We start from the raw sequence: 26,175 nt of genomic DNA on the forward strand, positions 1-26,175 counted from the left end.
TTTTCGCATCAGGGAGAATTCAATGCTTGCGAAGTTGACGTTTGTCGTAGCCGCCGGCGTGCTCAGCGCCGCCTGTGTTTCCGCGGCCTATGCCGCGCAGCCCACCACCGACCTGGTCGGTGCGCTGGAAGCGCAGGCCCATGCGCAGTGGCGCGAGGACATCTCGCATATCGCCACGCCCGCCGAAGGCTGCTTCCATGCCACCTATCCCAGCGTCGTGTGGGAGCGCGCCGCATGCACGGCGGCGATCCCGCGCGTGACGCCGACGCCGCGCTGGCGCAGCTTCGGCCCCGCGCAGAACGCCGGCAACGGCAACGACTACACGCTGCATTCGTCCACGCTGATCACCAAGGCGGTGGGCAGCTTCCCGAGCGTGACCGGCGTGACTTCGGAATCCGGCGTGGGCGTGGCCGCCTACGGCGGCGGCGGCATCCTCGGCCCGAACGAGTATTCGCTGCAGATCAACTCCAGCTTCGACGACACCACCTCGGCCTGCAAAGGCCACTCCGGCTGTACCGTGTGGCAGCAGTACGTGTACGCGCCGGACTACGAAGTGGACGGCCAGGCGGCCGTGTTCATGCAGTACTGGCTGATCGGCTACGGCGGCAGCAGCTGCCCCAGCGGCTTCGGCAGCGACGGCGCCGGCGACTGCTACAAGAACAGCGCCGCGGCCACCGCGCCGGACGTGCCGGCCACCCAGCTGGCCAACGTGAAGCTGACCGGCACGGTGAGCTCGGGCGGCAACGACACCGTGGTGTTCACCAACGGCACCCAGGCCTACAGCTCCAGCGGCAAGGACAGCGTGCTGTACCTGGCGACGGTGTGGAAGGTGGGCGAGTGGAACGTGGTCGGCAATGCCGGCGGCTCGATGGCCAAGTTCAACACCGGCTCGTCGATCACCGCGAAGCTGGCGGTGACCAACGGCTCCACCTCGGCGCCGTCGTGCGTGGCCAACTCCGGCAGCACGGGCGAGAGCAACAACCTCAACCTGGGCAGCTGCTCGACGGGTGGCGGTTCGACGCCGTACATCCAGTTCACCGAGTCGAACTGAGCTCGGCGCAAGGCAACGGAAAAAGCCCGGGCATGCCCGGGCTTTTTCCGGCGCCGCATTTCAGTGTGCGGGAACGGGATCGAGCCCCGTCGCCTTTACCTCCGGCTGCGCCTCGGGCGACGCGAGATAGTCGAGCAGCGCCTTGGCTTCCTCCGGATGCCGGGCGCCCGCGGGGATGCCGCCGGCGAAGCGCGTGACCGATTGCAGCGACTCGGGAATCTTGCCGACGAAAGTTGCCCCCCGCACGGGAAGCAGTTCGCTTACCTGCTGGAGGCCGATGTCGTAGTTACCGTTGGCCACGACCGACGCCACCGGAACCCGCGGAACCATCTTCGCCTTCGACTTGACCTGGTCCTCGATGCCAAGCTTCTTGAACAGCTCCCGCTCGACATAGACACCGCTTGCGCTGTCCGAATAGGCGATCGATTTCGCCTGCAGCAGTGCCTGCCTGAAGCCTTCGACCGACCGGATGTCCGGCTTCGCCGTACCTTCGCGCACTACCATGCCGATACGCGAATCGGCCAGCTCGACGCGTGACCCCGGCAGGACCCGGCCTTGCCTGATCAACTCGTCAAGCGCGTAACCGACCATGATGACGACGTCCGCGGGCTCGCCACGCGCAAGCCGGTTCGGTATCGCCTCGGGCGATTTGCCCATCGACGGCCCCAAGGTGGTCTCGAGCGTATGGCCCGTATGCGCGGCGAACCGCGGGCCCAGCAGCTTGTAGGCGGCGGTGAATCCGCCGGAGGTCATCACTTGCAACTGGGCGGCCTGCACGTTCGCGAAGCAGGCGGAGGCCGCGACGATCGAGGCCGCGCATAGTTTCAGGATGGGATTTTTCATGGCGGTGCCCGTACGGATCTGGCGGTGTTCGTGAGGCGGGACGAGCACTGGCGTCAGTGCGCCGGCGCCAACGCAGATGCGCCGCGGCGGTAGAGCACGAACGTCGCGATGAGCGCGCATGCCGCGGCGAAGCTCATCCAATAGCCGGGAGCGGCCTTGTCGCCCGTCATGTGAATCAGCGCCATGGAAACCGCTGGCGTGAAACCGCCGAACACAGCCGTCGCGAGGCTGTACGCCAGCGAGAATCCGGCGACGCGCACCTGCACTGGCATCACCTCCGTGAGCGCGGCGACCATCGCGCCGTTATAGATGCCGTAGATGAAGGAGAGCCACAGCAGGACGAGCAGCATGCTGACGAACGAAGGCGCATGGGCAAGCAGGGACAACGCCGGATACACGGTCGCGATGGCGAGCACGGTCATGCCGACGAGAAGCGGCCGGCGGCCGATGCGGTCGGAGAGCGCGCCGCCGATCGGCAGCCATACGAAGTTGGACACTCCAACGCACAGCGTCACGAGCAGGCTGTCGGCGGTACTCAGGTGCAGAACCGTCTTGCCGAAGGTCGGCGCGTAGACGGTGATCAGATAGAAGCTCGCGGTGGTCATGGCCACCAGCATCATCCCGGCGATCACCACGACCCAGTTCCGCGCCAGCGTGCCGAGCAGTTCTTTCATGTCCGGTCGATGCTGGCGTGCCTTGAATTCCTGCGTCTCCTCCAGGCGGCGGCGCAGGATGAAGATGAACGGCACGATCATGCAGCCGACGAGGAACGGTATGCGCCATCCCCACGAGGCGATGACCGGCGCGCTCAGCCATCGATCGAGCGCGAAACCCAGGCCGGCCGCCACGACAATCGCGACCTGCTGGCTCGCCGATTGCCAGCTAGTGAAAAAGCCCTTGCGGCCCGGCGTGGCCATCTCGGCCAGATACACCGACACACCGCCCAGCTCGGCACCGGCCGAAAAGCCCTGCAGCAAGCGTCCGAGCAGCACGAGCGCGGGAGCCAGAAGGCCGATCGTCGCGTAGCCCGGTACGAAGGCGATCAGGATCGTGCCGCTGGCCATGATCGACAGCGTGACGATGAGACCTTTGCGGCGGCCGACGTTGTCGATATAGGCGCCAAGCACGATCGCTCCGAGCGGCCGCATCAGGAATCCGGCGCCGAAGGCGGCGAAAGTCATCATCAACGAGGCGAATTCGCTTTGCGCCGGGAAAAAGACCTGGGCGATCTGCGTCGCGTAGAACCCGAACAGGAAGAAGTCGAATTGCTCAAGGAAGTTCCCCGCCGTCACGCGCAGGACCGCAACGGCTTTCGAAAGGCCGGCCGGAAGGCTGGGCGAAGGATCCATCGACGTGTCTCCTGGTCTCTTGAACATGCGCAAGCGGGCGAGCAATGACTTCCCGGCGGTGTGGGCCCCCGGCGGTGTCGGCCCCGGCGGTATCGGCAATGGAAAGCACGATGGGCCAAGGCGGGATTGGATCGGCGATTTCGAGCAGCCATGGAAAATATCAGAACGCGCGAACGCGTCAGCACGGACCAGCTCTTGAAATGACTTTCATAGCGCGTTTTGCCGTGCAGGCGGCAGAACGAAAACTTTCTGATTTATCGCCATGGCGAGCCGGCGTAAGGAAATGACATGATGCGCGGCTTTGCCTGCCAAGAGAAAAAGCCTGGGCATGCCCAGGCTTTTCAATGACGGCGGCACTTACTTCCGCTTGGGGATATACAGGTCGGTGATGGTGCCTTCGTACACCTCCGCCGCCATGCCCACCGACTCGCTCAACGTCGGGTGCGGATGGATGGTGAGGCCGATATCGGCCGCCTCGCTGCCCATCTCGATGGCGTGGGTGATCTCGGCGATCAGGTCGCCCGCATGCGGGCCGACGATGGCGCCGCCGACCACGCGGTGGGTTTCCTCGTCGAAGATCAGCTTGGTGAAGCCTTCGGTGCGGTCGATGCCGATGGCGCGGCCGCTGGCCACCCACGGGAACTTGCCCACGCCGATCTTCAGGCCCTTCTCCTTGGCCTCGCGCTCGGTCACGCCGACCCATGCCACTTCCGGATCGGTATAGGCCACGGACGGGATCACGCGCGCATCGAAGTAGCTCTTCATGCCGGCGACCACCTCGGCGGCGACGCGCGCCTCGTGGGTGGCCTTGTGCGCCAGCATCGGCTGGCCGACCAGGTCGCCGATGGCGAAGATGTGCGGCACGTTGGTGCGCATCTGCGTGTCGACGTTGATGAAGCCGCGCTCGGTCACCGCCACGCCGGCCTTGTCCGCGCCGATCTTGTTGCCGTTGGGCGAGCGGCCCACGGCGACCAGCACGCGGTCGAACAGCCTGGTCTCGGGGATGCTGTCGCCTTCGTAGGCGACCTCGATGCCCTTCTTGGTGGCCTTGGCCTCGGTGACTTTCGTCTTCAGGTGCACGCCCTTGAGCTTGCCGCCCAGGCGCTTGGCCAGCGGCTTGATCAGGTCGGTGTCGGCGCCGGGGATCAGCTGGTCCATGAATTCGACCACGGTCACTTCGCTGCCCAGCGCGCCATACACCGTGGCCATTTCCAGGCCGATGATGCCGCCGCCGACGACCAGCAGCTTGCCCGGCACGTCCTTCAATTCCAGCGCGCCGGTGGAATCCATCACGCGCTCGTCGTCCCAGGGGAAGGCCGGCAGCTTCACCGACTGCGAGCCGGCGGCGATGATGGCCTGCTCGAAGCGGACCAGCTTCTTGCCTTCGGCCGTCTCCACTTCCAGTTCGTGCGGCGACACGAACGTGCCCACGCCCTGCACGGTGCGCACCTTGCGCTGCCTGGACATGCCGGCCAGGCCGCCGGTGAGCTGGGCCACGACCTTGTTCTTGAACGAGCGCAGCTTGTCCAGGTCGAGCTTCGGCTTGCCGAAGCTGACGCCGTGCGCGGCCATCGCCTCGGCCTCGTCGATCACGGCGGCGGCGTGCAGCAGCGCCTTGGACGGGATGCAGCCCACGTTGAGGCAGACGCCGCCCAGGGTGGCGTAGCGCTCGACCAGCACGGTGTCCACGCCAAGGTCCGCGGCGCGGAACGCGGCGGTGTAGCCGCCGGGGCCGGAGCCGAGCACCACCAGCTTGCATTCGATGTCGGCGCTGCGGCCGGAGGCGCCGGCCGCCTGCGGGGCGGGTGCCGGAGCCTTGGCGGCGGCAGCCGGCGCAGGCGCCGGTGCCGGAGCGGGCGCCGCGGCCTTCGGCGCTTCGGCCGCGGGCGCTGCGGCGTCGCCGGCGACTTCGAGGATGGCGATGACGGCGCCTTCGGACAGCTCGTCACCCACCTTCACTTTCAATTCCTTGATGGTGCCGGCCGCGCTCGAGGGGATTTCCATCGTCGCCTTGTCGGACTCCAGCGTGATCAGGCTCTGGTCCTTGGTCACGCTGTCGCCGGCCTTCACCAGCACTTCGATCACCGGCACGTTCTCGTTGCCGCCGATATCGGGGACTTTCAGTTCGATCGTATTCGCCATGTCGTCGGTCTCCGCGTCAGAGCAGCAGGCGGCGGATGTCGCCGAGCTGGGTGGCGAGGAAGGAGGCGAAGCGGGCGGCCAGGGCGCCGTCGATCACGCGGTGGTCGTAGCTCAGCGACAGCGGCAGGATCAGGCGCGGGGCGAATTCCTTGCCGTTCCACACCGGCTTGGTCTGCGCCTTGGACACGCCCAGGATGGCCACTTCCGGCGCATTGACGATGGGCGTGAACGCGGTGCCGCCGATGCCGCCCAGCGAGGAGATCGAGAAGCAGCCGCCGGACATGTCGTTCGGGCCGAGCTTCTTGTCACGCGCCTTCTTGGAGATTTCGCCCAGTTCCACGGCGAGGTCCAGCAGGCCCTTCTTGTCGCAGTCGCGGATCACCGGCACGACCAGGCCGTCCGGCGTGTCGACCGCGATGCCGACGTGGAAATACTTCTTGAGGATCAGCTTTTCGCCGGTCTCGTCCAGCGAGGCGTTGAACTGCGGGAACTTCTTCAGCGCCGCGACCACCGCCTTGATCTGGAACACCAGCGGGGTGATCTTCAGGTCCTTGTTCTCTTCGCCGAGCTTCTTGCGGAAGGCTTCCAGCTCGGTGATGTCCGCGTCCTCGTGCTGCGTGACGTGCGGAATCATCGCCCAGTTGCGCGCCAGGTTGGCGCCGGAAATCTTCTGGATGCGGCTGAGCGGCTTCTCCTCGATCGCGCCGAACTTGGCGAAATCCACCTTCGGCCACGGCAGCAGGTTGAGGCCGCCGCCGGCCGGCTGGGCCGGACCGCTGGGACGCGCGCCGGAGGCCAGCGCGTGCTTGACGTAGGAGGCCACGTCCTCGCGCACGATGCGGCCGCCGCGGCCGCTGCCCTTGACCTGGCGGATGTCAACGCCCAGCTCGCGCGCGAAGGCGCGGATGGCGGGGCTGGCGTAGGGGGCGTCGCCCGGCATCACGATGCGCGAGTCGAACGGCGGGCGGGCCGCCGGCGCCACGTCGCCTTCCGGCGCGTTGCCGGGCAGGACGCCGCGGCCGCCGAGCGGGGCGGGCTTTTCTTCCACCTGGGGCACGGCGGCCTTGGCCGGGGCCGGGGCCGGGGCCGGCGCGGCGGCCGGGGCGCCTTCGCTGCTCTCGATCAGGGCGATCACGGCGCCTTCGGACAGCTCGTCGCCGACCTTGACCTTCAGCTCCTTCACCACGCCGCCGAACGCGGCGGGCACTTCCATGGTGGCCTTGTCCGATTCCAGCGTGATCAGGCTCTGGTCCTTGGCCACGGTGTCGCCGACCTTGACAAGCACCTCGATCACCGGCACGCCTTCATGGCCGCCGATATCCGGCACCAGGGCTTCGCGCACGCCGCCGGCGGCCGGCGCGGGAGCGGCGCGGCTGGGCTCGGCGGCCTTGGCCGGTGCGGGAGCGGGAGCCGGCGCGGGGGCCGGGGCGGCGGCCGGGGCGGCCGGCGCGGGTGCAGGCGCAGGGGCGGAGGCCTCCTCGGCCTCGATGATGGCGATCACGGCGCCCTCGGACACCTCGTCGCCCACCTTGAGCTTGACTTCCTTGACCGTGCCGGCGAACGGCGCGGGCACTTCCATGGTGGCCTTGTCCGATTCCAGGGTGACCAGGCCTTGTTCCTTCGCGACCTTGTCCCCGGGCTTCACCAGTACTTCGATCACCGGGACGTTGTCGTGCCCGATATCCGGCACGCGGGCTTCTTTCAGGTCGGCCATGGTTACTCCTGCGATGTCGATGGCGCCGCGCGTGGGGGATGGCGGCACGCAAGAGCCTAATCATAGCGAAGGCGCCCGGTCCCGTCTGGATCGATCTTCGTCGCGGGGGGCCATGCGCATACGTATGCACAGGAACTCTTCTCCCCTCCGGGGAGAAGATGCCGGCAGGCAGATGAGGGGTGGGTGCTCGCCAAAACGGATCGACAGGGCGGGGCTTGCTTGCTGCTCCCGCTTCCACGCTCCGCCCGCCCCCTCACCCCAGCCCTCTCCCCGGCGGGGAGAGGGGGCAGAAGCGTCAGTCCGGCAGCTTGCCCTGCACCACCCGCAGCTCACGCTGCGGGAACGGAATGCTGATGCCCGCGGCCTCGAAGCGCTCCTTGATCCGCCGCAGCAGGTCGGTCTGGGCGCCCCAGATATCCCCGCTGCGGGTGTAGGCGCGGATCACCAGGTTCACCGCGCTGTCGCCCAGGGATTCGGTCCAGATGCCCGGCGCAGGGTCGCGCAGGATGCGCTCGTCGGCGTCGAACAGCTCGCGCACCACGTCCATGGCCTTGCCGATGTCGTCGCCGTAGCCGATGCCCACCTTCAGCTCGAAGCGGCGGGTGCCGCGGCGGTTGAAATTGACGATGGCGTCGGCGCCGATCTTGCCGTTGGGCACGATCGCCTCGCGGTTGTCCGGCAGCACCAGCAAGGTGTGCATCAGGTTGATCGAATCCACCGTGCCGTCGATGCCGCCGGCGGTGATGTAGTCGCCCACGCGGAACGGCCGGAACACGATCAGCAGCACGCCCCAGGCCAGGTTGCTGAGCGACCCCTGCAAGGCCAGGCCGATGGCCAGGCCCGCGGTGCTGAGCGCGGCGATCAGCGGCGCCGACGGCACGCCGGCCTGCTGCAGCGCCATCACCACCAGCAGCACGATCAGCACGCCGTTGATCAGGTTGCGCAGGAAGCCGCTCAGGGTCGGGTCGAATTTCGCGCGCTGCATGGCGCGCAGCGCGAAGTTGGCGACGCGCGCGGCCAGCCACAGGCCCAGCAGCAGGATCAGCAGCGCGGCGCCGAGATTGATCAGGTGGTCGATCGCATTTTCGGAAAAATGCAGGCGCACCAGGAAATCGTGCATGGCGGGGAGTCCATCCGGGGAAGGCGGACTTCAAGCCTAGCAGCCATGCGCGCGCAGCCGGAACCCGGCAACGGCGCGCATAAAAAGGCCGCGCCATGGGGATGAACGCGGCATGGAGTGGAGCGTCCGTGGGGGGAAAAGCGCGGGAGCGCTCGTTTCGCCTCGCCTCAGCGCGAGGCGACGTCCGGTTCCTGCTTGGCCGGCGTCTTGTCGTTGTGCTTCTCGTAGGTGACCAGCTGCAGGCGCGAGCCGTCGGCCAGGCGGAACTGGAACTGCTGCTGCAACTGATCCAGCGCCTGCAGCCGCGGGCACAGCGCCTTGGCGCGTTCGCCCAGGCGCTCACCCTGCGCGTCCATTTCCTTGTCGATGCTCTTGTCCAGCGATTGCGCACGCGCTTCCAGCGCGGCGACCTTGGCCTGGTCGCCGCTGAGCGCGGCCGTCACCGCGCTGGCGGTGACCTTGCCCACCAGGTCGCCGACCGTCTCGCCGACGCTGTCGGTCAGCGCTTCGCTCACCGCGCCGTGCTTCCAGATGCCGCGGCCCAGCGTGCTGTCGATATCGGCCCGCGCCTGCGCATGGCGGCGGTCGAGGCGCTCGACCAGCTTGCGGCGCTCGCCCTCGCCTTCGGCGAAGGTCATCAGCACCGTGCGCATCGCGGCGAAGCCGACGTCGACGCCGTCGCGCGCGATGCCGGCCACTTCCGGCAGCAGCGCGCGCACCTTGTCCTCGTACTGGCGCAGCCGCGCGGCGTCGGCGGCGGAGACGGCGAGCGCGCGGTCGTCCACGCGCAGCTGGCCGTCGTGCATGAACACGTCGCCGGGCTTGCCGTCCTCGCGCTGGAAACGAATGCCGGAGGCATCGACGCGCACGTCGTACGGCGTGTGGTAGCCGCAGCTGTCGTCGTCGATCTGAATGGTGCGGGCCTGCGCCGGCAAGGCCATGGCCAGGCCCAGAGCGAGGGCGAGGCCGAGGCCAAGCAAGGTGGTGACGGAAGTCTTGCGCATGGTCGATCCCCTCGTGGCATGGCCCGGCCCTCCGCCAGCCCATGTTGCAGACGATGCGTCGGCGCCCGGCGCAGCGGCATGGGCCAGCCGTCATGCCCTGCCATCGGTCACATGCGGCGTCGCGCATAGGCAGGCGCGCCGCCAGCCGCTAAGTTGGCCGGACTATCGGCCTGGGGAAGCACGCATATGCGGGACGGCTGGGATGTGATCGTGATCGGAGCCGGCCTGGCCGGACTGGCGGCGGCGACCGAACTGGCGGATGCCGGGCGGCGCGTGCTGGTGCTGGAACAGGAGCCGGAACAGAGCCTGGGCGGCCAGGCGTTCTGGTCGTTCGGCGGGCTGTTCTTCGTCGACTCGCCCGAGCAGCGCCGCATGGGCGTGCGCGATTCGCACGCGCTGGCCCTGGCCGACTGGATGGGCACGGCCGCGTTCGACCGGCCGGAAGACTACTGGCCGCGGCGCTGGGCCGAGGCCTATGTCGATTTCGCCGCCGGCGAAAAGCGCGCCTGGCTGCACGGCATGGGCATGCGCTGGTTTCCGGTGGTGGGCTGGGCCGAACGCGGCGGGCATGGCGCGTATGGGCATGGCAATTCGGTGCCGCGTTTCCATGTGACCTGGGGCACCGGCCCCGGCGTGCTCGAGCCGTTCGTGCGGCGCGCGCGTGCGGCGCAGGCGAAAGGGCTGATCGAATTCGCGTTCCGCCATCGGGTGGATGAGCTGCTGGTGGAAGGCGGCGCGGTGGTCGGCGCGCGCGGCGCGGTGCTGGCGGCGGATGCGATCGAGCGCGGACGGCCGAGCACACGCGAGGTGGCCGGCGATTTCGAAAAGCGCGCGCAGGCGGTGATCGTCGCTTCCGGCGGCATCGGCGCCAACCATGAGCTGGTGCGCCAGCATTGGCCCAGCCGGCTCGGCCCCGCGCCCGCGCACATGCTGTGCGGCGTGCCGGCGCACGTGGACGGCCGCATGCTGGCGATCAGCGAAGCGGCCGGCGCCCAGCTGATCAACCGCGACCGCATGTGGCATTACGTGGAAGGCATCGAGAACTGGAATCCGATCTGGCCCGCCCACGCCATCCGCATCCTGCCCGGCCCGTCCTCGCTGTGGTTCGACGCCACCGGCCGGCGCCTGCCCGGCCCGCTGTGGCCGGGCTTCGACACCATGGGCACGCTGGCCTGGCTGCGCCAGACCGGCTACGACTACAGCTGGTTCGTGCTGGACCAGCAGATCATCCGGCGCGAGTTCGCGCTGTCCGGTTCCGAGCAGAATCCCGACCTCACCGGCAAGAGCTGGCGGCAGGTGGCCAAGCGCGCCGTCGGCAAGGGCGCGCCGGCGCCGGTGGAAGCGTTCAAGCAGCACGGCCGCGACTTCATCGTGCGCGACACGCTGGAAGAACTGGTAGCCGGCATGAATGCGCTCACCGGCGAGGGCCTGATCGATGCCGCCGCGCTGCGGCGCGAAATCGAGACCCGCGACCTGCAGTTCGACAACCCTTACGCGAAGGATGCGCAGGTAATGGCCATCCATAACGCGCGGCGCTATCGCGGCGACAAGCTGGTGCGCGTGGCCAAGCCGCATCGATTGCTGGATCCGGCCAATGGCCCGCTGATCGCCGTGCGCCTGCACGTGCTGACGCGCAAGACGCTGGGCGGGCTGGAGACCGATCTGCAGGCGCGGGTGCTGGCGCCGGACGGGCAGCCCTTGCCGGGCTTGTATGCGGTGGGCGAGGCGGCGGGGTTTGGCGGTGGCGGCTTGCATGGCTATCGCGCGCTGGAAGGGAGCTTCCTCGGCGGCTGCCTGTTCTCCGGGCGGGTCGCGGGGCGTGCCGCGGCGGCGGCGGTGGCTTGAGCGCGGCAGCGGACATCGCCGTCTATGGCACCGGCAGTGTCGGTGGCTACCTCGGCGGGCGCTTGCACGGGCATGCGGCGGTGCGTTTTATCGTGCGCGAGCGGATGCGGGCGACGTTGCGCGAACGCGGGATGACGCTGACCGATCTGCATGGGTTTCATCGGACGATCGATGGCGCGTCGCTCGACCTGTGCACGGCGCCGGCGGATGCGGCCGCGCCGCTGGTGCTGGTGACGGTGAAATCCGGCGATACGGCGCAGGCGGGGCAGGAGCTGGCCGCGGTGCTGCCGCCGGATGCGCTGGTGATCAGTTTCCAGAACGGCCTGCACAACGCCGACACGCTGCGCGCCGCCCTGCCCGGCCGCACGGTGCTGGCGGGCATGGTGCCGTTCAATGTGCTGCAGCGGGAACCGGGTGTGTTCCATCAGGGTTCCAGCGGGGAGCTGATGGTGGAGGAGCATCCGGCGCTGCAGCCTTATCTGCCGGTGTTCGCCGCCGCCGGGCTGCCGGTCGAGCCGCGCCGCGACATGGCGGCGGTGCAGCGGGCGAAGCTGCTGTTCAATCTCAACAATGCGATCAATGCGCTGTCGGGCTTGCCGCTGCGCGACGAGCTGGCGCAGCGGGGATGGCGGCGTTGCCTGGCGCTGGCGCAGGCGGAAGCGCTGGGGATCTTCGCTCGCTTGCATCTTCCGGTCGCGAAGCTCACGCCATTGCCGCCGCGCTGGCTGCCCGCGCTGCTGAAGCTGCCCGATGCGCTGTTCGCGCGCCTGGCCTCGCGGATGCTGGCGATCGATCCGCTGGCGCGTTCGTCCACCTGGGAAGATCTGCGAGCGGGGCGGCGCACCGAGGTCGATGCGCTGCATGGCGCGGTGGTGGAACTGGCGGAGCGTGCGGGGCGTGAGGCGCCGGTCAACCGGCGCATCGTCGAGCTGGTGCGCGAGGCGGAAGCAAAGCCGGTAGCGTGGACGGCCGAACGCCTGCTGGGCGAATTGCGCGAAACCGCGCGCCGCTAGCAATGTAGGTTGGGGTGAGCGCAGCGAACCCCAACAGGTGCATCGCCGGATGCGGCCCACGTTGGGGTTCGCTGCGCTCACCCCAACCTACGCCGGTCCGTGACGCTTATCCGTGCCCCGCGTGCGTTGCCAGGCGCCGCCGCACGCCGCGCAGCGACAAGGTCTCCCACACCGCCACCACCAGCAGCACCACCGTGGTGAGCGTGGCCAGCCAGAACACCGACAGCTGCAAAGCAGGCACCGCCAGCAGGGCCAGCAGTACCAGCCCCACCAGATGCGACAGCGGGAAAGGACAGCGCCCCGCCGTCATCTTGAACAGCGCATTGCCCAGCAGATAAAGCAGCGGCCCGCCGATCAGCACGATGGCCGCCGGCAGTTCGCAGCGTGCGTGCGGATGGCTGAGGCTCAGTTCATCGCCCACCGCACTCACCACGATGCCGGCCACGATAGGCAGGTGCAGATAGGTATAGGCCAGCCGCGCCGTGCGCCCCGGATCGGCCGCATGGCGGATCGCGCGGCTGCCGCGCTCCGCGCCCAGGTCGAAATAGATCCACCACATCGCCACGCAGCCCAGGAAAGCCGCCACGAAGGCGGGCGCCGCATCGGCCATGGCGCTGGATTCGGCGAAGCTCGACCCGGTGACCACCAGCGACTCGCCCAGCGCGATGATCACGAACAGGCTGCAGCGCTCGGCGAAGTGGCCGCCTTCCACGTCCCAGTCCGCGGTGGTCGAACGGCCCAGGCCCGGCACGAAGAAATACGCGGCCGGGCCGAGGTATTCGATGCCTAGCGCGGCGATCCACCACAGGAAACGCGGCGCGCCGTCGTGCCACGCCCCGATCAGCCAGCAGGCGCCGGCCACGCACAGCCACAGCAGGATGCGTACGAAGTTGGTGCGCTGGGATGCAGTGCCGCCGCGATGCAGCGCCCACACCATGAACAGCGAACGCCCCACCTGCATCGTCACGTAGGCGCCGGCGAACAGCGGGCCGCGCTCGCCGAACGCTTGCGGCAGCGAGGCCGACAGCAGCAGGCCGGCGAAGGTCAGCGCCAGCATCATGGCGCGCACCGCGATGCGGTCCGGGTCCAGCCAGTTGGTGACCCAGCCGGTGAAGATCCACACCCACCACACTGCCAGGAACAGCAGCAGCACGTGTGCCGCGCCGATCAGGCTGAGGTCGTGCAGCAGGGTGTGCGACAGCTGGGTCACGCCGTAGACGAACACCAGGTCGAAGAACAGCTCGATATTCGTCACCTTGCCGTGCCCGCCGGCGGTGCGTTCGCGCAGCAGGCCGGACGGAGCGTGGTGCGAAGAAGATTTGGGCGTGGACATGGCGGGCTTCCCTGGCATCGGCGCCTTTATGGCACGGCATCCGTGCGCCGGCTACGGCGCCGCCGCTATTCGATACGCGCCACCTTGCCCTGCACCAGCACGACGGTGACGGTGCGGCGGCCCTGGCGGTATTGCCAGCGCTCGCCTTCCGTGGCCTTGCCTGCCGCCTGTTTCGCGCGGCTGCCGCCTTTGGAGCTGCGTTTGTTCGTTGCCTTCCCGGCCTTGCCGCCGCTGGCATTGTGGGCCGGCTGACCCAGCAACTCGACTACGCGCGCCGCGCTGTCGCCGGTGACCAGCACCTGCTGCCCGACCCGCAAGCTGTCCGCCCATGCCGGCGCTGCCGCGCAGAGGCAAAGGATCGCCCATATCCAGCAACGCATGATTCACTCCCATGGCGCCACCAGCGCCGTGAGAGTGAATTTAGGCTTGCGCGGCGAGATGCATCAGCGGCGCATGCCGCCGCGGCATGTAAGGCAACGCCGCGCCAACAGGCAGGCTCAGTTGCTGAGTTCCTCGATCTTGGTCACCTTGCCGCCGATCACGGTGAGGGTGGTGACCTGGCTGTTCTCGCGCTGGTACTGCCAGCGCTGGCCGACATAGCCGCCGTGCCTGGTCTCGATCGGTTCCTTGAAGCTCGGCTCGCCAAGCAGCTGGATCGCGCGCGAGGCGCTTTCCCCCACGGTCAGCACCTGGCTGCCGATGCGCAGCGTGCTGGCGGCATGTGCGGCAACGCTGGCCAGCGCCAGCACGGACATCAGAACGAGACGGCGCATGGTGGAACTCCTTTCCAGGCAGGGGGAGGGAACTTAGAACCCGGCGCCAGGCTGCGCCAGGTACTGCAACTCTTCGGGTGTGCAAGTGCGGCCGAGCACGGCGTTGCGGTGGGGAAAGCGGCCGAAGCGCTCGATCACCTCGCGGTGGCGCTGCGCATAGCTCAGATAGTTGGCGTACACGGCCTCGCCGGGAAACGCCGCGCACAGGCCTTCGACCAGGGCCACGCTGCGGTCCTGCAGGGCGCGGTCCTCGGCATGTTCCAGCGGCATGTAGGCGAACACGCGCCAGGCCGGCGGCAGCCGTTCGTCGAAGCCCTGCGCGATGCCTTCCAGCGCCAGCCGCTGCGCCTTGGCATCGCAGGCGAAGGTGCGCGCATCGCCGCGATGGAGGTTGCGGCTGAACTGGTCGAGCACCAGCAGCAGCGCCATCCAGCCTTCGGGCAAGGTGATCCAGCTGTCGAGCTCTCCGCGCGCGGCCGCCTCGTGCAGCGCGCCGAAGCGGCTGCGGATGGCCTCGTCGAAGGCGTCGTTACGCTCGAACCAGAGCGCCTCGTGATCGGGGTCGAACCAGAAGGCCAGCACATCCTGCGCGTCGGTCATGAGGTTCTCAGCCATGGGCGGCATCAGCCATGCGTGGTGCCGGCCAGGCAGTGCATGTCGCGGTGCATGCCGTACAGGCGGTCGAGCTGGCGGCTCAGGCCGGCTTCGGGACGGCCCGCGCGCTGCAGCTGGCGTTCGAAGCTGTGCAGCAGCCAGCATTCGTGCCGGGCCAGGCACTGCACCCACGCGGTATCGCGCTGCGCGGCGAAGCGGGTGGAAAGATCGGCCAGCAGGATACGCAACGCACCGGCCGCCGTACCCCGCTGTGCGGCGTCGCCACCATTGGCGCTCACCTGCGACTGCAGGTCGGCGATCAGCGAGTCCAGCGTCTGCAGATTTTCGAACAGCAGGATCTGCAGCGCCGGATCGCGCACCCGCTCCAGGGCCCGCCGATGCAGGTCGCGGTCGTCGATACCGCGGCGGATCAGGGCGTTGAACAGAGTCTGGTCGAGATGCGACACGGCGACCGCCTCCGGGCGGTTCGGTGCTTGGGATAGTGGACGATGCGGCTATGCTCGGACTCGCCCGCTTAGCGGGGCATTAATCCCCGGGTGTCCAAAAAAGCCGCGCTCAGCAGCGGTTTGCCGACGTCATTGGGCGATCTGCAAAAGGTTCAGAGCTTGTCCGTTGGCGCCCGACACGCCCTGCTGCAATTCGGCCAGGCGGCGGATCGACGGGCACAGCGCCTGCAGCTGCGGACGCAGCGCCTGCATGCGCTGCTCCAGCCGCGGGCGCAGCTGGGTGGCCAGGTCGCCGGCGCGGTCGCGCAGGCTGGCGGCGGCCTGCATGTCGCCGCTCATGGCGGCCTGCACGGCCTGCTGGCCCAGGTCGCCGGCGATTACCGGCAGCAGGTCGCTGGCGATCTGGTTCGCATACTGGTCGGCCAGGTCGCCCTGCCAGTCGTGGGTGCTCTGGCTGGCGTCGATGCGTTGCTTCAGCTGCGCCACGCGGGCGTCCAGGCGCTGGTTCAAGTCGGCCATGGAGCCGGCGCTCAGGCCCAGGTTGGCCGCTTCTTCGCGCACCGACTGCGCCAGCAGGTCCACGCCGTTGCGCGCCACGCTCTTGGCGCGCGGCGCCAGCGCGCGCAGTTCGCGTTCGAACAGGGCGATGCGGTCCTGGTCCTCCGGCCGCAGCGATACCGGCTGGCCGTCGGTGCGCAGGCTGCCGTCATGCAGCTCGACGTGGAAGGGCGCCGGCTGCGGCCGGTCGAACGACAGCTCGGCCGGTTTCAAGGTGACGTCGTAGCTGCTGCTGGCCTGGCAGGTGGTGGCCAGGTCCTGCGCGTGCAGGCCCAGGCTGGCCAGGGCCAGGAAGGTGGACGGGATCAGGCGGCGCATGCGGCGTCCTCGGGCGGAAGGCATGCAGCGATAGCCCGCCGCCGGACAACCCGGGCTGAACTTGCCGGCTCAGCGCCGCCGCGTATGGAACTGCGCGGCGACCTTGGGGCGGCCCATGGTCCAGGCCAGCCACAGCAGCAGGGGCACGCCGATGGCCTTGATCGCGAGCATCACCTGAAAGGCGCGGCGTGCGCGTTCGACCATCATCAAGCCCGCATCGCCCAGTTGCGGATTGTCCAGCGCCATCTGCCGCGCCACCTCGAACTTCTCGCGCCCCAGCCACATCAGCACGCCGGAATAGACCGCCCAGCACGCCAGCAGCACGGCGGTCGCGCGCATCGCCAGCCGCGCCCATTCCTGCCGCAGCACGCAGCCAGCGCAGACCACGATCACGCCCAGCGCCCCGGCCAGGTAATCGTAGAAACCGAAGCGCAGGTACTGCACGCCGCCATAGGCGGCGAGCAGCAGCAGCAACCAGACGGCGACCGGCCACGCGGCGAACTCGCGCGAGCCCGCCGCGTCCTTGCGCACCTTCAACAGCATCAGGACGAAGCCTTGTCCGAAGACTTCAGCGTGGTCAGGTCCGACTGCACCTGGGCGGAGTTCTTCTCCGGATCCACATCCTGGTAGACCTTGGCCACCTTGCCTTCCGGATCGATCAGGAAGGTGGTGCGCCTGGCGTAGTTCATGCCCATCTTGGAGGTCAGCACGCCGTAGGCGCTGGCCACCTTCTTGTCGCTGTCGGCCAGCAGCGGGAACGGCACGTGGTACTTGGCGGCGAAATCGGCATGCGACTTGACGTCGTCCAGGCTCACGCCCACCACCATCGCGCCGGCCTTGCGCAGCTTGGCGACGTCGTCGCGAAAGGTGCAGACCTGGGTGGTGCAGCCCGGGGTGAAGTCCTTCGGATAGAAATACAGCACCAGCCAATGGCCATGGAAATCAGCCGGCGTGTGCCACTTGCCGTTCTGGTCCTGCAGGCGGAAATCCGGCGCGGCCTGGCCCACCTGCGGCAGTGCGGAAGCCGGCGCGTCGTCGGCGAAAGCCGGGGCGACCATTCCGACCAGGAGAATCAAGGCGAACAACAGGAAGTTACGACGCATGAGAGCACTCCACGGGGAAAAGGGAACTCCGGAAGTGTACGCCTGCGCCCAAAAAGAAGGGCGCCCTCGGGCGCCCTTCCCATGCGTCAAACCGGCAAAGCTTACGGACGCTTGATGCTGAACTTGCCGATCGACACGCCGAGGTTCACGCCCTCGCCGGTGCCAGCCAGCGCCAGCGAGGTGGTGCCCTTGGTCAGCACCTGCGCCTGGCCGCTCTTGACCACGCCGGCCTCGGCGCCGGCCTGGGCGTAGTCGCCGAACACGTCGTCGATCGAACGCACGTGGCTGATCTCGCCCTTGCCGTTGTCGATGCGGTACTTGCCCGCCGTCAGGCCGCCGCCGACCACTTCGATCTTGACCGTGGCCTGCTGGCCGTTGTCGCAAGTGATGGTGCCGTTGCCCTCGGCGTGCTTGTAGATGATCGACCAGCCCGAGAGATTGAACCGCAGCTTGCAATCCACGTTCGCGTCGGCAGCCCGTGCGCTTCCCGTCGCGGCCATGCCGCCCGCCATCGCCAGCACCAGAGCCATCATTCCCATCGAACGCTTGATCATGTCGCTCTCCTTTAACTCGGTTGGGTCAGTACCCGGTCGCCATGGTAGGCGCGCTGGCTGAACAGACGGCGAAGCCGGGCGGTGGCGTTCAGCCTTCGCCAATAGCCGTGAGAGCCGCGTGCAAAACGTGTGTTCTTGATCTACCGCTAACGGAAGTCCGCGCAAACTCTTGCTCCACCGGAACCGATAAGGACTCGCCATGAACACGCGGACCGCTCTCGCCTTCGGCCTTTCCTGCCTGCTGTGCGCCGGCAACGCGGTGCATGCGCAGAACTCCACCAGCAAGCCGCGCACGCGCACCGTGTGCGAGAACGTCACCGTGCAGGACCAGCCCAAGGACCAGCACCAGATCGCCGGCATGGCCATCGGCGCCGTGGCCGGCGGCGTATTGGGCAACCAGGTTGGCGGCGGCAAGGGCAAGACGCTTGCGACCGTGGCCGGCGCCGTCGGCGGCGGCTATGCGGGCAAGAAGATCCAGGAAAACCAGCAGACCAAGAGGACGCATGTCGAACGGCGCTGCCGGCAGGTCGCCTACTGAGTTCCAGGCTCCATCCGCCTGAGGAGGCGGCCCATGAAGTACACGCTGGTCGGCTATGACGGCTCGCCTTCCTCGCAGCGCGCGCTGCGCTTCGCGGTGGCCCTGGCCCAGGCCTGCGGCGGCCGCGTGCGGGTGGTCAACGCGGTGAAGCTGATGGAAGGCGCGGCCGATACCTGCGCCCTGCTGATGGCCGATTCCGGCGCGCAACGCGCCGGCGAACTGCTGGCCGAAGTGCGCGCCCTGCTGCCCGACGCGGCCGGACTGATCGACGTGGAAGTGATGTCCGGCTGCCCCGGCGAGGTGCTGCTGGAGCAGGTGCGCCGGCACGGCATCGACCACATCGTGATCGGCCACACCGAGCGCGGCGCACTGGGGCGCTGGCTGCTCGGCTCGGTCTCCGACGATATGCTCGCGCGGGCCCACGTGCCGGTGACGGTGGTGCGCTGAGGCCGCCAGGAGCGGAGCGCGCAACTTCTTGCCGTGCCCCATGCCGCGTCCAGGTCGGCAGTCATTAATCCCGGACCCCGCTCTCGTCGTATGCTTTGTCATATAACAGTCATGCCAGGCCGGCGCGCGCCCCGCTGCGAACGGCCCGGGCCCGCACAGGAAATGCCGCGTGAGCTACAACACCACCCTGCCCTGGACTCTGGACAGCCTGGATCTGGACCGCATCGAATTCGAGCGCGTCCGCCACAACGAAGACCTTTTCTTCCTGCTGTGCAGCGCGTCCTTCGTGGAAAGCGGCTCGGACCTGTACACGCATAACCTGATCGACCACTTCGCCGGCGACGAAGCCCTGCAGACCTGGCTGAGCCAGCACTGGGAACACGAGGAACTGCAGCACGGCCGCGCGCTCGCCGCCTATGTGCGCAAGGTGTGGCCGGAGTTCGACTGGGAGCGCGGCTTCCAGTCGTTCTGGGACGAATACGGCAAGGTCTGCACCGCCGACGAACTCGAACCCAGCCGCGGCCTGGAGCTGGCCGCGCGCTGCGTGGTGGAAACCGGCACCGCCAGCCTGTACCGCGCGCTCAACGACATCACCGACGAGCCCGTGCTCAAGCAGCTCACCAACCACATCAAGAGCGACGAAGTGCGCCACTACAAGCACTTCTACCAGCACTACCGGCTATACCGCGAACGCGAAGGCTTCGGCCGCTACAAGGTGTTCCGCACCCTGCTGCGCCGGGTCAACGAGATCAAGAGCGAGGACAGCGACATCGCGCTGCGCCACGTGTTCAACCAGTGCTATCCGCAGCACGTGGACAACCAGGCGGAGTTCAAGCGCATCACCGGCCGCGCCCAGGCCCTGCTCCGCCGCAACATCCCCGCCGAGATGACGGTGAAGATGCTGCTCAAGCCGCTGGACCTGCCGCCGCGCGTGCAGGGCATGGTGGAGAAGCCGCTGGCGAAGATTGCGGAGAAGCTGTTTCTCAACTGACGCCGTCCAGGCGTCATCCCGGCGCAGGCCGGGATCCAGTGGCGCCGCCGTTGAGTTATCGCGACAACATCCAGATCAGCCTTTGGACGTCCAAGCCACTTTGCAGTCTTCCGCTACTGGATCCCGGCCTGCGCCGGGATGACGGCGGGCGTGCTCAGTCGCGCCCGACTTCCAGCTCCCGCTCGCGCTCCCGCGCACTACCCTCCGGCCAGTGATACCACTCCTCATGCGGCGAGAACTGCCGGCACGACGGGCAGAACGTGATCTGCCAGCGATAGCTGCAGCCGGGGCAGACGCCGGCGGTCCAGAAGGTGTTCCACACCGTGCCGCAGCCGCCCATGCGCGGCGAGCATTGCCAGCGGTCCTCGCCCTGCGGGCGCCAGGCGCAGCGCGGGCAGAAGATCTGCGGCTCGTTCATGGCGAAGGCTGGTCCGCCGCGGCGGCAGCGCGCTGCGCGGACTGGATCTTGCGCTGCTCGTGCTCCACCGACTTGAGCCTGGCCAGGTCCACCGGGCGGATCTCGCCGATGGTGCAGGGGATGTCGCGCCGCCCGGTCAGCACCTTGTCGAAGCGCACCTGCACTTCGTTCAAGTTGGAGGTGAGGCCGATGGCGTCGGTGAATTCCAGATCGGGGCACGGCCCCATCACGCTCACCAGGTACGCCTCGTTCGGCCGCGTATAGATGGCCAGCTGGCTGTCGCCCAGCGGCTCCCACGAATACAGCTCGAAGAAGCGGAAGCTGCGCACCGGATCGCGCGCGGCTTCCCTGTAGGCGGCCTGGCGCGCGCCGATGCGCTGCGCATACGGCACGCTGGAACATGCCGCCATGCCGAGCACGGCGATGGCGGCGAACAGAACACGGTGGGCGAACATGGCATGTCCTCCAGTGGAAGGAGACCCGCATCGGAACGCGCGGCGCCTTCCGCGGTGCACCTCGCGTTATTTCTTCCTGGCGCCGCCCTTGCCCACCGGCTGCCACTTGTCCGCGTCGAAGCCGCCGACTTCGTACACCAGGGTGAGCTTCTTCTCGCCGTCCTGCATGGTGACGTCGATCGACATCTTCTTCGACTTCTCCAGCAGGGCGATGAAGGCCTTGTCGTCGCGGATCATCAGCGCAGGCTCGCCGGTGCTGGGCGCGAAGGCCTTGATGCCGGTGTCCTTGCCGTCGACCACGGCCTTGAGCGTGCAGTTGCCCTTGCACACGAAGCCATGCTCGCCGCCGGCATACAGGAACGCGTTCTGCCCCCACTCGGTGTGCCGGCGCAGCACCAGCCGCACGCGGTCGTTGCCGGAAGGCTGGCTGCTGTAGATGGTGGCGGTGGACTGCGTGCCGCCGGCCATCGGCGACACCTGGTACAGCCACAGGCCCTGCAGGCGGTTCTTCTCGCTGTTTTCCTTCCAGCGCTTTTCCACTTCCGGCAGGGTCTGCTGCACTTCCTTGGCGGCCTCGCTGCTGGGGTAGCGGCTGACGATCTCCTTGCCCATCGAGGTGGCCATCTCGTCGTTATGGATGCGCAGCAGCTGGCGGTAGGTCTCCAGCTTCTGCGCCGACTCGTCGGCCTGCGGCGCCTGCGCCGGGGTGGCGGCCTGGTCGCCGCCGGACGGCGAGCAGCCGGCCAGCACGCCGGCGAAAACGAACGAAGCGGCCAGGACGGCGGGACGAAGGCGCGGCAGGTTCATCGGCGGTACCCGTGAATTGGAAAGAAGCCAAGAGTGAAACGGCGCGCCCCCAGGCGCAACCGCTCAGGCGCCGGCCGGTGCGTCGCCGAAGCGCTCGCGCAGCTGGCTGCGGTAGCGCCGGCTGCACGGCACCACGGCGCCGTCGCGCATGCGCAGGCGCGCCTCGCCGGCGTCCAGCGGCTCGATCTCGGCCAGGTAGTCCAGGTTGATCGCAAAGCTGCGGTGCACGCGCAGGAAGCGGCGCGCGTCCAGGCGCTCCTCGATGCCGGCCATGGTGCTGCGCAGCGGATAGTCGCGGCCGCGCACGTGCAGGTTCACGTAGTTGCCGGAGGCCTGCAGCCATTCGATCTCGCTGGCGTTGACCAGGAACTCCTTGCCCAGCTTCCGCACCAGGAAGCGCTCCGGCCGCTCCACCGGTTCCACCGGCGGGCCTTCGTCGGGCTCGGCCAGCAGGCGCGCCTCGCCCTGCCAGCGCATCAGCCACAGCCGGGCCAGGCTGACCAGGGCGATGATCAGGAAATAGGTGCGGACGTCCTTGAGGTATTCGTAGCCGAAGTTCGGCCACCAGCTGCCGAAGTCGTAGTGCCGGCCCATTGCCGCATAGACCACGCCCCGCAGCGCCACCATGCCGGCCACGTGGAGCAGGCTGAACGGCACGCTGGCCAGCAGGTGCCAGGGCAGGCTGGCGCGCCAGCTGTCCAGGCGGAACGGCCAGCGCCGCTCCACCGCCAGCACGGCGGGGATCAGGGCCAGGATCAGCAGGCCGCTGCTCCACTCCCAGGTCCAGGGTTCCCAGGCCGGCAGGCGCGGGTTGTCCATCCGCGCGACGATGGCGTTGAACGTCGTATTGAGCAGGGTGACCAGCACCCAGAACGCGCGCACCACCGGCCGGCGCCAGCGCTGGAAATCCCGGTAGTCGAAGCCGGCGTCGAAGCTCGGTCGGTTTTGCATGGCCGGCATTCTACGGGCGGGGCGGCTCGTCACCACGGTCCGCCATTCGTCCCTTGCAGCCCGCGATCAATCACCTGGCGCTGGGTTGCCTGGCGCCCGCCGCACAGCATGGGTGGCATCCGGCGCCGCCGCGCCTTCCACGAGCCAGCCACTCCCATGAACCGCCGCGACCTGCTCAAAGCTTCCCTCGCCCTTCCGCTGCTGCCGCTGGCGCTGCGCGCCGGGGCGCTCCCGTCCGCCAGGGCGGCCCATGTGCTGGCCGGCCCGCTCGCCTTCCAGCGCGTCCGCCCCGGCCAGCCCGGCTGGCCGGCTCCAGCTCAATGGGACGAACTGCGCCGCCAGGTCGGCGGCCGCCTGCTGCAGCCGCGCTCGCCGTTCGCCGAATGTCCGTCCGCCGCCTGCACGCAGGCGCTGAAGCAGCTGGACAACCCGTTCGCCCTCGGCGACGACCCCGCCCTGACCCAGACCAGCGGCTGGGCCGACGCCTGGACCTCCCAGCCCAGTGCCTATGCCGTGGCGGCCGAGAGCGCGGCCGACGTCGCCGCCGCGGTGAACTTCGCCCGCCAGCACCGCCTGCGCCTGGTGGTGAAGGGTGGCGGCCACAGCTACCAGGGCACCTCCGAGGCGCCGGATTCGCTGCTGGTGTGGACCCGCCGCATGAACCGCATCGAGCTGCACGACGCCTTCGTGCCGCAGGGCGCCGCCGGCCGCGCCGCGCCGCTGCCGGCGGTGAGCGTGCAGTCCGGCGCGCTGTGGATCGACGCCTACGACGCGGTCACCACCCAGGCCCGCCGCTACGTGCAGGGCGGCGGCTGCGCCACGGTGGGCGTGGCGGGGCTGGTCCAGAGCGGCGGCTTCGGCAGCTTCTCCAAGGGCTTCGGCAGCGCGGCCGGCAACCTGCTGGAGGCGGAGATCGTCACCGCCGACGGCAAGCTGCGGGTGGTCAATGCCTATAACGATCCGGAACTGTTCTGGGGCATCAGGGGCGGTGGCGGCGGCAGCCTGGGCGTGGTGACGCGGCTGACCCTGCGCACCTTCGACCTGCCGGAGTTCTTCGGCGCCGTGATGGGGCGCATCAAGGCCTCTTCGCGCGAAGCGTTCCACGCGCTGATCCGCCGCTTCGTGGCGTTCTACCGCGAGGCGCTGTTCAACCCGCACTGGGGCGAGCAGGTGGCCTTCCGCGACGGCGACTCGCTGAAGATCTCGATGGTGTTCCAGGGCCTGACCCAGGAACAGGCGCAGCAGACCTGGGAGCCCTTCCTGGCCTGGCTGAAGGAGCATCCGGAATACACCGTGGCCGAACCGGTCCACGCCATCGCCCTGCCCGCCCGGCACTTCTGGGATGCGGTGTTCTTCCGCAAGCACGCGCCGGAATACATCGTGCCGGACGACCGCCCCGGCGCGCCGGCGCACCACATGATCTGGCGCGGCGACCGCGACCAGGTGGGCTGGTTCATCCACTCCTACCAGTCGGCCTGGATGCCCGCCGCGCTGCTGCAGCCCGGGCGGCAGGACGCGCTGGCCGATGCGCTGTTCGCCGCCTCGCAGCACTTCGACTACGCGCTGCACTTCAACAAGGGACTGGCCGGCGCGCCGGCCGACGCGATCGAACGCGCCCGCGACACCGCGACCAACCCCGGCATGCTGGAAGCCTTCGCGCTGGCCATCTGCGCCAGCGGCGGCGAACCGGCCTTCGCCGGCATGCCCGGCGGCGCGCCCGAGCTGGCCCAGGCGCGCCAGCAGTCGCGGAAGATCGACCAGGCCATGCAGGCCTTGCTGAAGGTGGCGCCGGAGGCGGGCTCCTACGTGTCGGAGAGCGATTACTTCCTGCGCGACTGGCAGCAGCGCTTCTGGGGCTCCAACTATCCGCGGCTGGCGGCGGCGAAGCGTCGCTACGATCCGGATGGATTGTTCTTCGTGCACCACGGCGTGGGCAGCGAAGCCTGGAGCGCGGACGGATTCACCCGCCACGCGTAGGTTGGGGTGAGCGCAGCGAACCCCAACAAACCCGCACGATCCCGCCATGTTGGGGTTCGCCTGTGGCTCACCCCAACCTACGCCAGCGGCGAGGCGTGGTCAGCATTCGCTGCCCATCGTCGAATCCAGATGCTCCACCCGCGCAATCTCGTCCAGCCAGACCCGGCGCTGCCAGTCCGGCGCCTCCGGGCGCTCCAGGCGCAGCTCGCCGTTGATGCCTTCGCGCCGGTCGCTGGGGTCGAGATAGAGCTGCACGTTGGGGCGTTCGACGATCACGCCCTCGCAGCGGTCGCCATTGGTCAGCTCCAGGCGTACGCGGCCGTTGGTCGGCAGTTCGCGCACCAGCGCTTCCAGAGCCAGGATGGTGGGTTCATCGGTGTAGACATGTTCGGCGGACCGGGCCATGCGTGCTCTCCACGTTGGAACTTGCGCCCACCGTAGCGGCGCGCGGGGCAATCGCGGATCAAATCGGCGGCACGATGGCGTCAAGCGGGCCGGGCAGCGCGACTACAATGCGCGATCCCCGGCAAGGACTCCCATGTCGAACTCGACCTCCGCCGCCTCCCTGCGGCAACACCCCGCCTTCGTGCAGTTCTGGTTCGCGCGCATCGCCTCCGGCTTCGGTTTCCAGATGCTCTCGGTGGCGGTGGGTTGGCAGATCTACGAGATCACCGGACGCGCGCTCGACCTCGGCCTGATCGGCCTGGTGCAATTCATTCCCTCCGTGGTCCTGGCGCTGCCGGCGGGCCACGTGGCCGACCAGTTCGAGCGGCGGCGCATCGTGCTGCTGGGGCAGATCGTCGACCTGCTCGCCATCGCCGTGCTCGCCGCGCTCAGCCTGCTGCATGCGGCGCACGAGGCCGGCATCCTGGCCCTGGTGTTCGTGATCGGCGTGGCCAAGGCCTTCGAGTTTCCGGCGATGCAGTCGATGCTGCCGGCGCTGGTGCCGCCCGCGCTGCTGGGCCGCGCGATGGCGGTGAACGGTTCGGCCGGCCAGGCGGCGATGATCATGGGCCCGGCACTGGGCGGCCTGCTGTATGTGGCCGGCCCCGGCGTGGTGTACGTGGTGTGCGCGCTGCTGTATCTGGCCGCGGTGCTGCTGATGAGCCGTCTGCGCTACGAGCAGGCGCAGCCGAAGCGCGAACCGGCCACCTTGAAGACCTTGTTCGCCGGCGTGCATTTCATCCGCGCGCGGCCGGACGTGCTCGGCGTGATCTCGCTGGACCTGTTCGCCGTGCTGCTCGGCGGCGCCACCGCGCTGCTGCCGATCTTCGCCAAGGACGTGCTGCACACCGGCCCCTGGGGCTTAGGCCTGCTGCGCGCGGCGCCGGCGGTGGGCGCGCTGCTGATGTCGGTATGGCTGGCGCGGCACAACCTGGAGCGGCGCGTGGGCACGCTGATGTTCGCCTCGGTGGCGGGCTTCGGCGTGGCGACGCTGGTGTTCGCGGTATCCACCTGGCTGTGGCTTTCGCTGGTGGCGCTGTTCGCGCTGGGCGCGTTCGACATGGTCAGCATGGTGATCCGCGGCGCGCTGGTGCAGCTGGACACGCCGGACGACATGCGCGGGCGGGTGAGCGCGGTCAATGCGATCTTCATCAATACCTCCAACCAGCTGGGCGAGTTCGAATCCGGCCTGCTCGCCGCCTGGCTGGGCGCGGTCAACGCCACGCTGATCGGCGGCATCGGCACCCTGGTGGTGGTGGGCCTGTGGATGTGGATGTTCCCCTCCCTGCGCCGGCGCCAGAAGCTGCATGCGGAACCGGACCCCGCCGAGGCGGGCGAACATGCGGCCAATACGCTGTAATGCCAC

Annotated in this window: 28 protein-coding genes; 8 read left to right on the top strand and 20 right to left on the bottom strand. The window is 68.7% G+C overall.

Annotated features, from left to right (window positions below; all coding sequences use genetic code 11):
• Positions 1 to 22: 22 nt before the first annotated feature.
• The gene (locus tag FHW84_RS03175) at positions 23 to 1,051 is read left to right on the top strand and encodes a hypothetical protein (RefSeq protein WP_167252648.1); all 1,029 of its coding nucleotides are present in this window, start codon (positions 23 to 25) and stop codon (positions 1,049 to 1,051) included.
• Between the two features lie 60 nt (positions 1,052 to 1,111).
• On the opposite strand, the gene FHW84_RS03180 is transcribed toward FHW84_RS03175, so the two are convergent.
• The 6 genes from FHW84_RS03180 to FHW84_RS03205 form a co-directional block, all read right to left on the bottom strand.
• Positions 1,112 to 1,894, bottom strand: coding sequence for a substrate-binding domain-containing protein (locus tag FHW84_RS03180; RefSeq protein WP_167252649.1), 783 nt, complete (start codon positions 1,892 to 1,894; stop codon positions 1,112 to 1,114).
• 53 nt (positions 1,895 to 1,947) lie between these two features.
• Complete coding sequence (locus tag FHW84_RS03185; protein WP_167252650.1) at positions 1,948 to 3,243, bottom strand: MFS transporter; 1,296 nt, start codon at positions 3,241 to 3,243, stop codon at positions 1,948 to 1,950.
• Between the two features lie 357 nt (positions 3,244 to 3,600).
• On the bottom strand, positions 3,601 to 5,385 hold the full coding sequence (gene lpdA / locus FHW84_RS03190) for a dihydrolipoyl dehydrogenase (protein WP_167252651.1): 1,785 nt from the start codon (positions 5,383 to 5,385) through the stop codon (positions 3,601 to 3,603).
• Between the two features lie 16 nt (positions 5,386 to 5,401).
• Positions 5,402 to 7,099: a dihydrolipoyllysine-residue acetyltransferase gene (aceF, locus tag FHW84_RS03195; RefSeq protein ID WP_167252652.1), complete on the bottom strand. Its 1,698-nt coding sequence runs from the start codon at positions 7,097 to 7,099 to the stop codon at positions 5,402 to 5,404.
• A gap of 295 nt (positions 7,100 to 7,394) precedes the next feature.
• Entirely contained in the window at positions 7,395 to 8,219 is an 825-nt protein-coding gene (locus FHW84_RS03200) for a mechanosensitive ion channel domain-containing protein (RefSeq protein WP_167252653.1), read from the bottom strand.
• A gap of 167 nt (positions 8,220 to 8,386) precedes the next feature.
• Positions 8,387 to 9,223 carry a DUF2884 family protein gene (locus FHW84_RS03205; RefSeq protein WP_167252654.1) on the bottom strand — a complete coding sequence of 279 codons (837 nt, stop codon included), beginning with the start codon at positions 9,221 to 9,223 and terminating at the stop codon, positions 8,387 to 8,389.
• Between the two features lie 186 nt (positions 9,224 to 9,409).
• Between FHW84_RS03205 and FHW84_RS03210 the strand changes: the two genes are divergently transcribed.
• A complete protein-coding gene (locus FHW84_RS03210; RefSeq protein ID WP_167252655.1) occupies positions 9,410 to 11,068 on the top strand; it encodes an FAD-binding dehydrogenase in 1,659 nt (552 codons plus the stop codon).
• A complete protein-coding gene (locus FHW84_RS03215; protein WP_167252656.1) occupies positions 11,065 to 12,081 on the top strand; it encodes a 2-dehydropantoate 2-reductase in 1,017 nt (338 codons plus the stop codon). The genes FHW84_RS03210 and FHW84_RS03215 overlap by 4 nt, the downstream gene beginning before the upstream one ends.
• A 106-nt stretch (positions 12,082 to 12,187) precedes the next feature.
• Here the strand turns inward: FHW84_RS03215 and FHW84_RS03220 are convergent, their stop codons facing one another.
• From FHW84_RS03220 to FHW84_RS03260, 9 genes are all read right to left on the bottom strand, one after another.
• A complete protein-coding gene (locus FHW84_RS03220) occupies positions 12,188 to 13,414 on the bottom strand; it encodes a low temperature requirement protein A (RefSeq protein ID WP_167252657.1) in 1,227 nt (408 codons plus the stop codon).
• A 65-nt stretch (positions 13,415 to 13,479) separates the two neighbouring features.
• A complete protein-coding gene (locus tag FHW84_RS03225) occupies positions 13,480 to 13,794 on the bottom strand; it encodes a DUF2845 domain-containing protein (protein ID WP_167252658.1) in 315 nt (104 codons plus the stop codon).
• A gap of 117 nt (positions 13,795 to 13,911) precedes the next feature.
• Complete coding sequence (locus FHW84_RS03230) at positions 13,912 to 14,187, bottom strand: DUF2845 domain-containing protein (protein ID WP_167252659.1); 276 nt, start codon at positions 14,185 to 14,187, stop codon at positions 13,912 to 13,914.
• A gap of 33 nt (positions 14,188 to 14,220) precedes the next feature.
• A complete protein-coding gene (locus FHW84_RS03235; protein ID WP_243867818.1) occupies positions 14,221 to 14,802 on the bottom strand; it encodes a DUF924 family protein in 582 nt (193 codons plus the stop codon).
• An 8-nt stretch (positions 14,803 to 14,810) separates the two neighbouring features.
• Positions 14,811 to 15,248: a PA2169 family four-helix-bundle protein gene (locus FHW84_RS03240; protein ID WP_167252661.1), complete on the bottom strand. Its 438-nt coding sequence runs from the start codon at positions 15,246 to 15,248 to the stop codon at positions 14,811 to 14,813.
• A gap of 129 nt (positions 15,249 to 15,377) precedes the next feature.
• Positions 15,378 to 16,124, bottom strand: a complete 747-nt coding sequence (locus FHW84_RS03245) for a DUF2884 family protein (RefSeq protein ID WP_167252662.1) — start codon at positions 16,122 to 16,124, stop codon at positions 15,378 to 15,380.
• Positions 16,125 to 16,193: 69 nt separating this feature from the next.
• A complete protein-coding gene (locus tag FHW84_RS03250) occupies positions 16,194 to 16,667 on the bottom strand; it encodes a hypothetical protein (RefSeq protein WP_167252663.1) in 474 nt (157 codons plus the stop codon).
• Positions 16,667 to 17,227 (bottom strand): peroxiredoxin, encoded by a 561-nt coding sequence (locus tag FHW84_RS03255; protein WP_167252664.1) that lies wholly within the window; start codon positions 17,225 to 17,227, stop codon positions 16,667 to 16,669. Before FHW84_RS03255 ends, FHW84_RS03250 begins: the two co-directional genes overlap by 1 nt.
• 101 nt (positions 17,228 to 17,328) lie before the next feature.
• On the bottom strand, positions 17,329 to 17,781 hold the full coding sequence (locus tag FHW84_RS03260) for a hypothetical protein (protein ID WP_167252665.1): 453 nt from the start codon (positions 17,779 to 17,781) through the stop codon (positions 17,329 to 17,331).
• Positions 17,782 to 17,980: 199 nt separating this feature from the next.
• Between FHW84_RS03260 and FHW84_RS23450 the strand changes: the two genes are divergently transcribed.
• The 3 genes from FHW84_RS23450 (at position 17,981) to FHW84_RS03275 (ending at position 19,757) form a co-directional block, all read left to right on the top strand.
• A complete protein-coding gene (locus FHW84_RS23450) occupies positions 17,981 to 18,319 on the top strand; it encodes a glycine zipper 2TM domain-containing protein (protein WP_167252666.1) in 339 nt (112 codons plus the stop codon).
• Between the two features lie 33 nt (positions 18,320 to 18,352).
• Positions 18,353 to 18,766, top strand: coding sequence for a universal stress protein (locus tag FHW84_RS03270; protein ID WP_167252667.1), 414 nt, complete (start codon positions 18,353 to 18,355; stop codon positions 18,764 to 18,766).
• Positions 18,767 to 18,935: 169 nt separating this feature from the next.
• Positions 18,936 to 19,757: a ferritin-like domain-containing protein gene (locus FHW84_RS03275; RefSeq protein WP_167252668.1), complete on the top strand. Its 822-nt coding sequence runs from the start codon at positions 18,936 to 18,938 to the stop codon at positions 19,755 to 19,757.
• 154 nt (positions 19,758 to 19,911) lie between these two features.
• Here FHW84_RS03275 and FHW84_RS03280 read toward each other — a convergent pair whose 3' ends face one another.
• The 4 genes from FHW84_RS03280 to FHW84_RS03295 form a co-directional block, all read right to left on the bottom strand.
• Positions 19,912 to 20,175: a hypothetical protein gene (locus FHW84_RS03280; RefSeq protein WP_167252669.1), complete on the bottom strand. Its 264-nt coding sequence runs from the start codon at positions 20,173 to 20,175 to the stop codon at positions 19,912 to 19,914.
• Positions 20,172 to 20,630 (bottom strand): DUF6491 family protein, encoded by a 459-nt coding sequence (locus FHW84_RS03285; RefSeq protein ID WP_167252670.1) that lies wholly within the window; start codon positions 20,628 to 20,630, stop codon positions 20,172 to 20,174. Before FHW84_RS03285 ends, FHW84_RS03280 begins: the two co-directional genes overlap by 4 nt.
• A gap of 66 nt (positions 20,631 to 20,696) precedes the next feature.
• Positions 20,697 to 21,437 carry a hypothetical protein gene (locus FHW84_RS03290; RefSeq protein ID WP_167252671.1) on the bottom strand — a complete coding sequence of 247 codons (741 nt, stop codon included), beginning with the start codon at positions 21,435 to 21,437 and terminating at the stop codon, positions 20,697 to 20,699.
• A 63-nt stretch (positions 21,438 to 21,500) separates the two neighbouring features.
• The gene (locus FHW84_RS03295) at positions 21,501 to 22,388 is read right to left on the bottom strand and encodes a LytTR family DNA-binding domain-containing protein (protein ID WP_167252672.1); all 888 of its coding nucleotides are present in this window, start codon (positions 22,386 to 22,388) and stop codon (positions 21,501 to 21,503) included.
• A 156-nt stretch (positions 22,389 to 22,544) separates the two neighbouring features.
• Here FHW84_RS03295 and FHW84_RS03300 point away from each other — a divergent pair, with 156 nt between their 5' ends.
• On the top strand, positions 22,545 to 24,365 hold the full coding sequence (locus tag FHW84_RS03300; RefSeq protein ID WP_167252673.1) for an FAD-binding protein: 1,821 nt from the start codon (positions 22,545 to 22,547) through the stop codon (positions 24,363 to 24,365).
• Positions 24,366 to 24,464: 99 nt separating this feature from the next.
• On the opposite strand, the gene FHW84_RS03305 is transcribed toward FHW84_RS03300, so the two are convergent.
• Complete coding sequence (locus tag FHW84_RS03305) at positions 24,465 to 24,770, bottom strand: DUF3247 family protein (protein ID WP_167252674.1); 306 nt, start codon at positions 24,768 to 24,770, stop codon at positions 24,465 to 24,467.
• Positions 24,771 to 24,903: 133 nt separating this feature from the next.
• Here FHW84_RS03305 and FHW84_RS03310 point away from each other — a divergent pair, with 133 nt between their 5' ends.
• Positions 24,904 to 26,169 carry an MFS transporter gene (locus FHW84_RS03310; RefSeq protein ID WP_167252675.1) on the top strand — a complete coding sequence of 422 codons (1,266 nt, stop codon included), beginning with the start codon at positions 24,904 to 24,906 and terminating at the stop codon, positions 26,167 to 26,169.
• Positions 26,170 to 26,175: the final 6 nt, after the last annotated feature.

The sequence above is a fragment of the Dyella sp. SG562 genome (assembly GCF_011759495.1).
In the GTDB taxonomy this organism is placed as follows: Bacteria; Pseudomonadota; Gammaproteobacteria; order Xanthomonadales; family Rhodanobacteraceae; genus Dyella_D; species Dyella_D marensis.

What these genes read in the sequence shown, in the direction of transcription:
- FHW84_RS03290 (WP_167252671.1), bottom strand. Translation starts at nt 21,437, where the DNA reads ATGAACCTGCCGCGCCTTCGTCCCGCCGTCCTGGCCGCTTCGTTCGTT.
- FHW84_RS03235 (WP_243867818.1), bottom strand. Translation starts at nt 14,802, where the DNA reads ATGGCTGAGAACCTCATGACCGACGCGCAGGATGTGCTGGCCTTCTGG.
- FHW84_RS03270 (WP_167252667.1), top strand. Translation starts at nt 18,353, where the DNA reads ATGAAGTACACGCTGGTCGGCTATGACGGCTCGCCTTCCTCGCAGCGC.
- FHW84_RS03185 (WP_167252650.1), bottom strand. Translation starts at nt 3,243, where the DNA reads ATGGATCCTTCGCCCAGCCTTCCGGCCGGCCTTTCGAAAGCCGTTGCG.
- FHW84_RS03245 (WP_167252662.1), bottom strand. Translation starts at nt 16,124, where the DNA reads ATGCGCCGCCTGATCCCGTCCACCTTCCTGGCCCTGGCCAGCCTGGGC.
- FHW84_RS03260 (WP_167252665.1), bottom strand. Translation starts at nt 17,781, where the DNA reads ATGATCAAGCGTTCGATGGGAATGATGGCTCTGGTGCTGGCGATGGCG.
- FHW84_RS03300 (WP_167252673.1), top strand. Translation starts at nt 22,545, where the DNA reads ATGAACCGCCGCGACCTGCTCAAAGCTTCCCTCGCCCTTCCGCTGCTG.
- FHW84_RS03200 (WP_167252653.1), bottom strand. Translation starts at nt 8,219, where the DNA reads ATGCACGATTTCCTGGTGCGCCTGCATTTTTCCGAAAATGCGATCGAC.
- FHW84_RS03230 (WP_167252659.1), bottom strand. Translation starts at nt 14,187, where the DNA reads ATGCGCCGTCTCGTTCTGATGTCCGTGCTGGCGCTGGCCAGCGTTGCC.
- FHW84_RS03305 (WP_167252674.1), bottom strand. Translation starts at nt 24,770, where the DNA reads ATGGCCCGGTCCGCCGAACATGTCTACACCGATGAACCCACCATCCTG.
- FHW84_RS03220 (WP_167252657.1), bottom strand. Translation starts at nt 13,414, where the DNA reads ATGTCCACGCCCAAATCTTCTTCGCACCACGCTCCGTCCGGCCTGCTG.
- FHW84_RS03280 (WP_167252669.1), bottom strand. Translation starts at nt 20,175, where the DNA reads ATGAACGAGCCGCAGATCTTCTGCCCGCGCTGCGCCTGGCGCCCGCAG.
- FHW84_RS03255 (WP_167252664.1), bottom strand. Translation starts at nt 17,227, where the DNA reads ATGCGTCGTAACTTCCTGTTGTTCGCCTTGATTCTCCTGGTCGGAATG.
- lpdA (WP_167252651.1), bottom strand. Translation starts at nt 5,385, where the DNA reads ATGGCGAATACGATCGAACTGAAAGTCCCCGATATCGGCGGCAACGAG.
- FHW84_RS03285 (WP_167252670.1), bottom strand. Translation starts at nt 20,630, where the DNA reads ATGTTCGCCCACCGTGTTCTGTTCGCCGCCATCGCCGTGCTCGGCATG.
- FHW84_RS03225 (WP_167252658.1), bottom strand. Translation starts at nt 13,794, where the DNA reads ATGCGTTGCTGGATATGGGCGATCCTTTGCCTCTGCGCGGCAGCGCCG.
- FHW84_RS03295 (WP_167252672.1), bottom strand. Translation starts at nt 22,388, where the DNA reads ATGCAAAACCGACCGAGCTTCGACGCCGGCTTCGACTACCGGGATTTC.
- FHW84_RS03175 (WP_167252648.1), top strand. Translation starts at nt 23, where the DNA reads ATGCTTGCGAAGTTGACGTTTGTCGTAGCCGCCGGCGTGCTCAGCGCC.
- FHW84_RS03180 (WP_167252649.1), bottom strand. Translation starts at nt 1,894, where the DNA reads ATGAAAAATCCCATCCTGAAACTATGCGCGGCCTCGATCGTCGCGGCC.
- FHW84_RS23450 (WP_167252666.1), top strand. Translation starts at nt 17,981, where the DNA reads ATGAACACGCGGACCGCTCTCGCCTTCGGCCTTTCCTGCCTGCTGTGC.
- FHW84_RS03250 (WP_167252663.1), bottom strand. Translation starts at nt 16,667, where the DNA reads ATGCTGTTGAAGGTGCGCAAGGACGCGGCGGGCTCGCGCGAGTTCGCC.
- aceF (WP_167252652.1), bottom strand. Translation starts at nt 7,099, where the DNA reads ATGGCCGACCTGAAAGAAGCCCGCGTGCCGGATATCGGGCACGACAAC.
- FHW84_RS03210 (WP_167252655.1), top strand. Translation starts at nt 9,410, where the DNA reads ATGCGGGACGGCTGGGATGTGATCGTGATCGGAGCCGGCCTGGCCGGA.
- FHW84_RS03310 (WP_167252675.1), top strand. Translation starts at nt 24,904, where the DNA reads ATGTCGAACTCGACCTCCGCCGCCTCCCTGCGGCAACACCCCGCCTTC.
- FHW84_RS03205 (WP_167252654.1), bottom strand. Translation starts at nt 9,223, where the DNA reads ATGCGCAAGACTTCCGTCACCACCTTGCTTGGCCTCGGCCTCGCCCTC.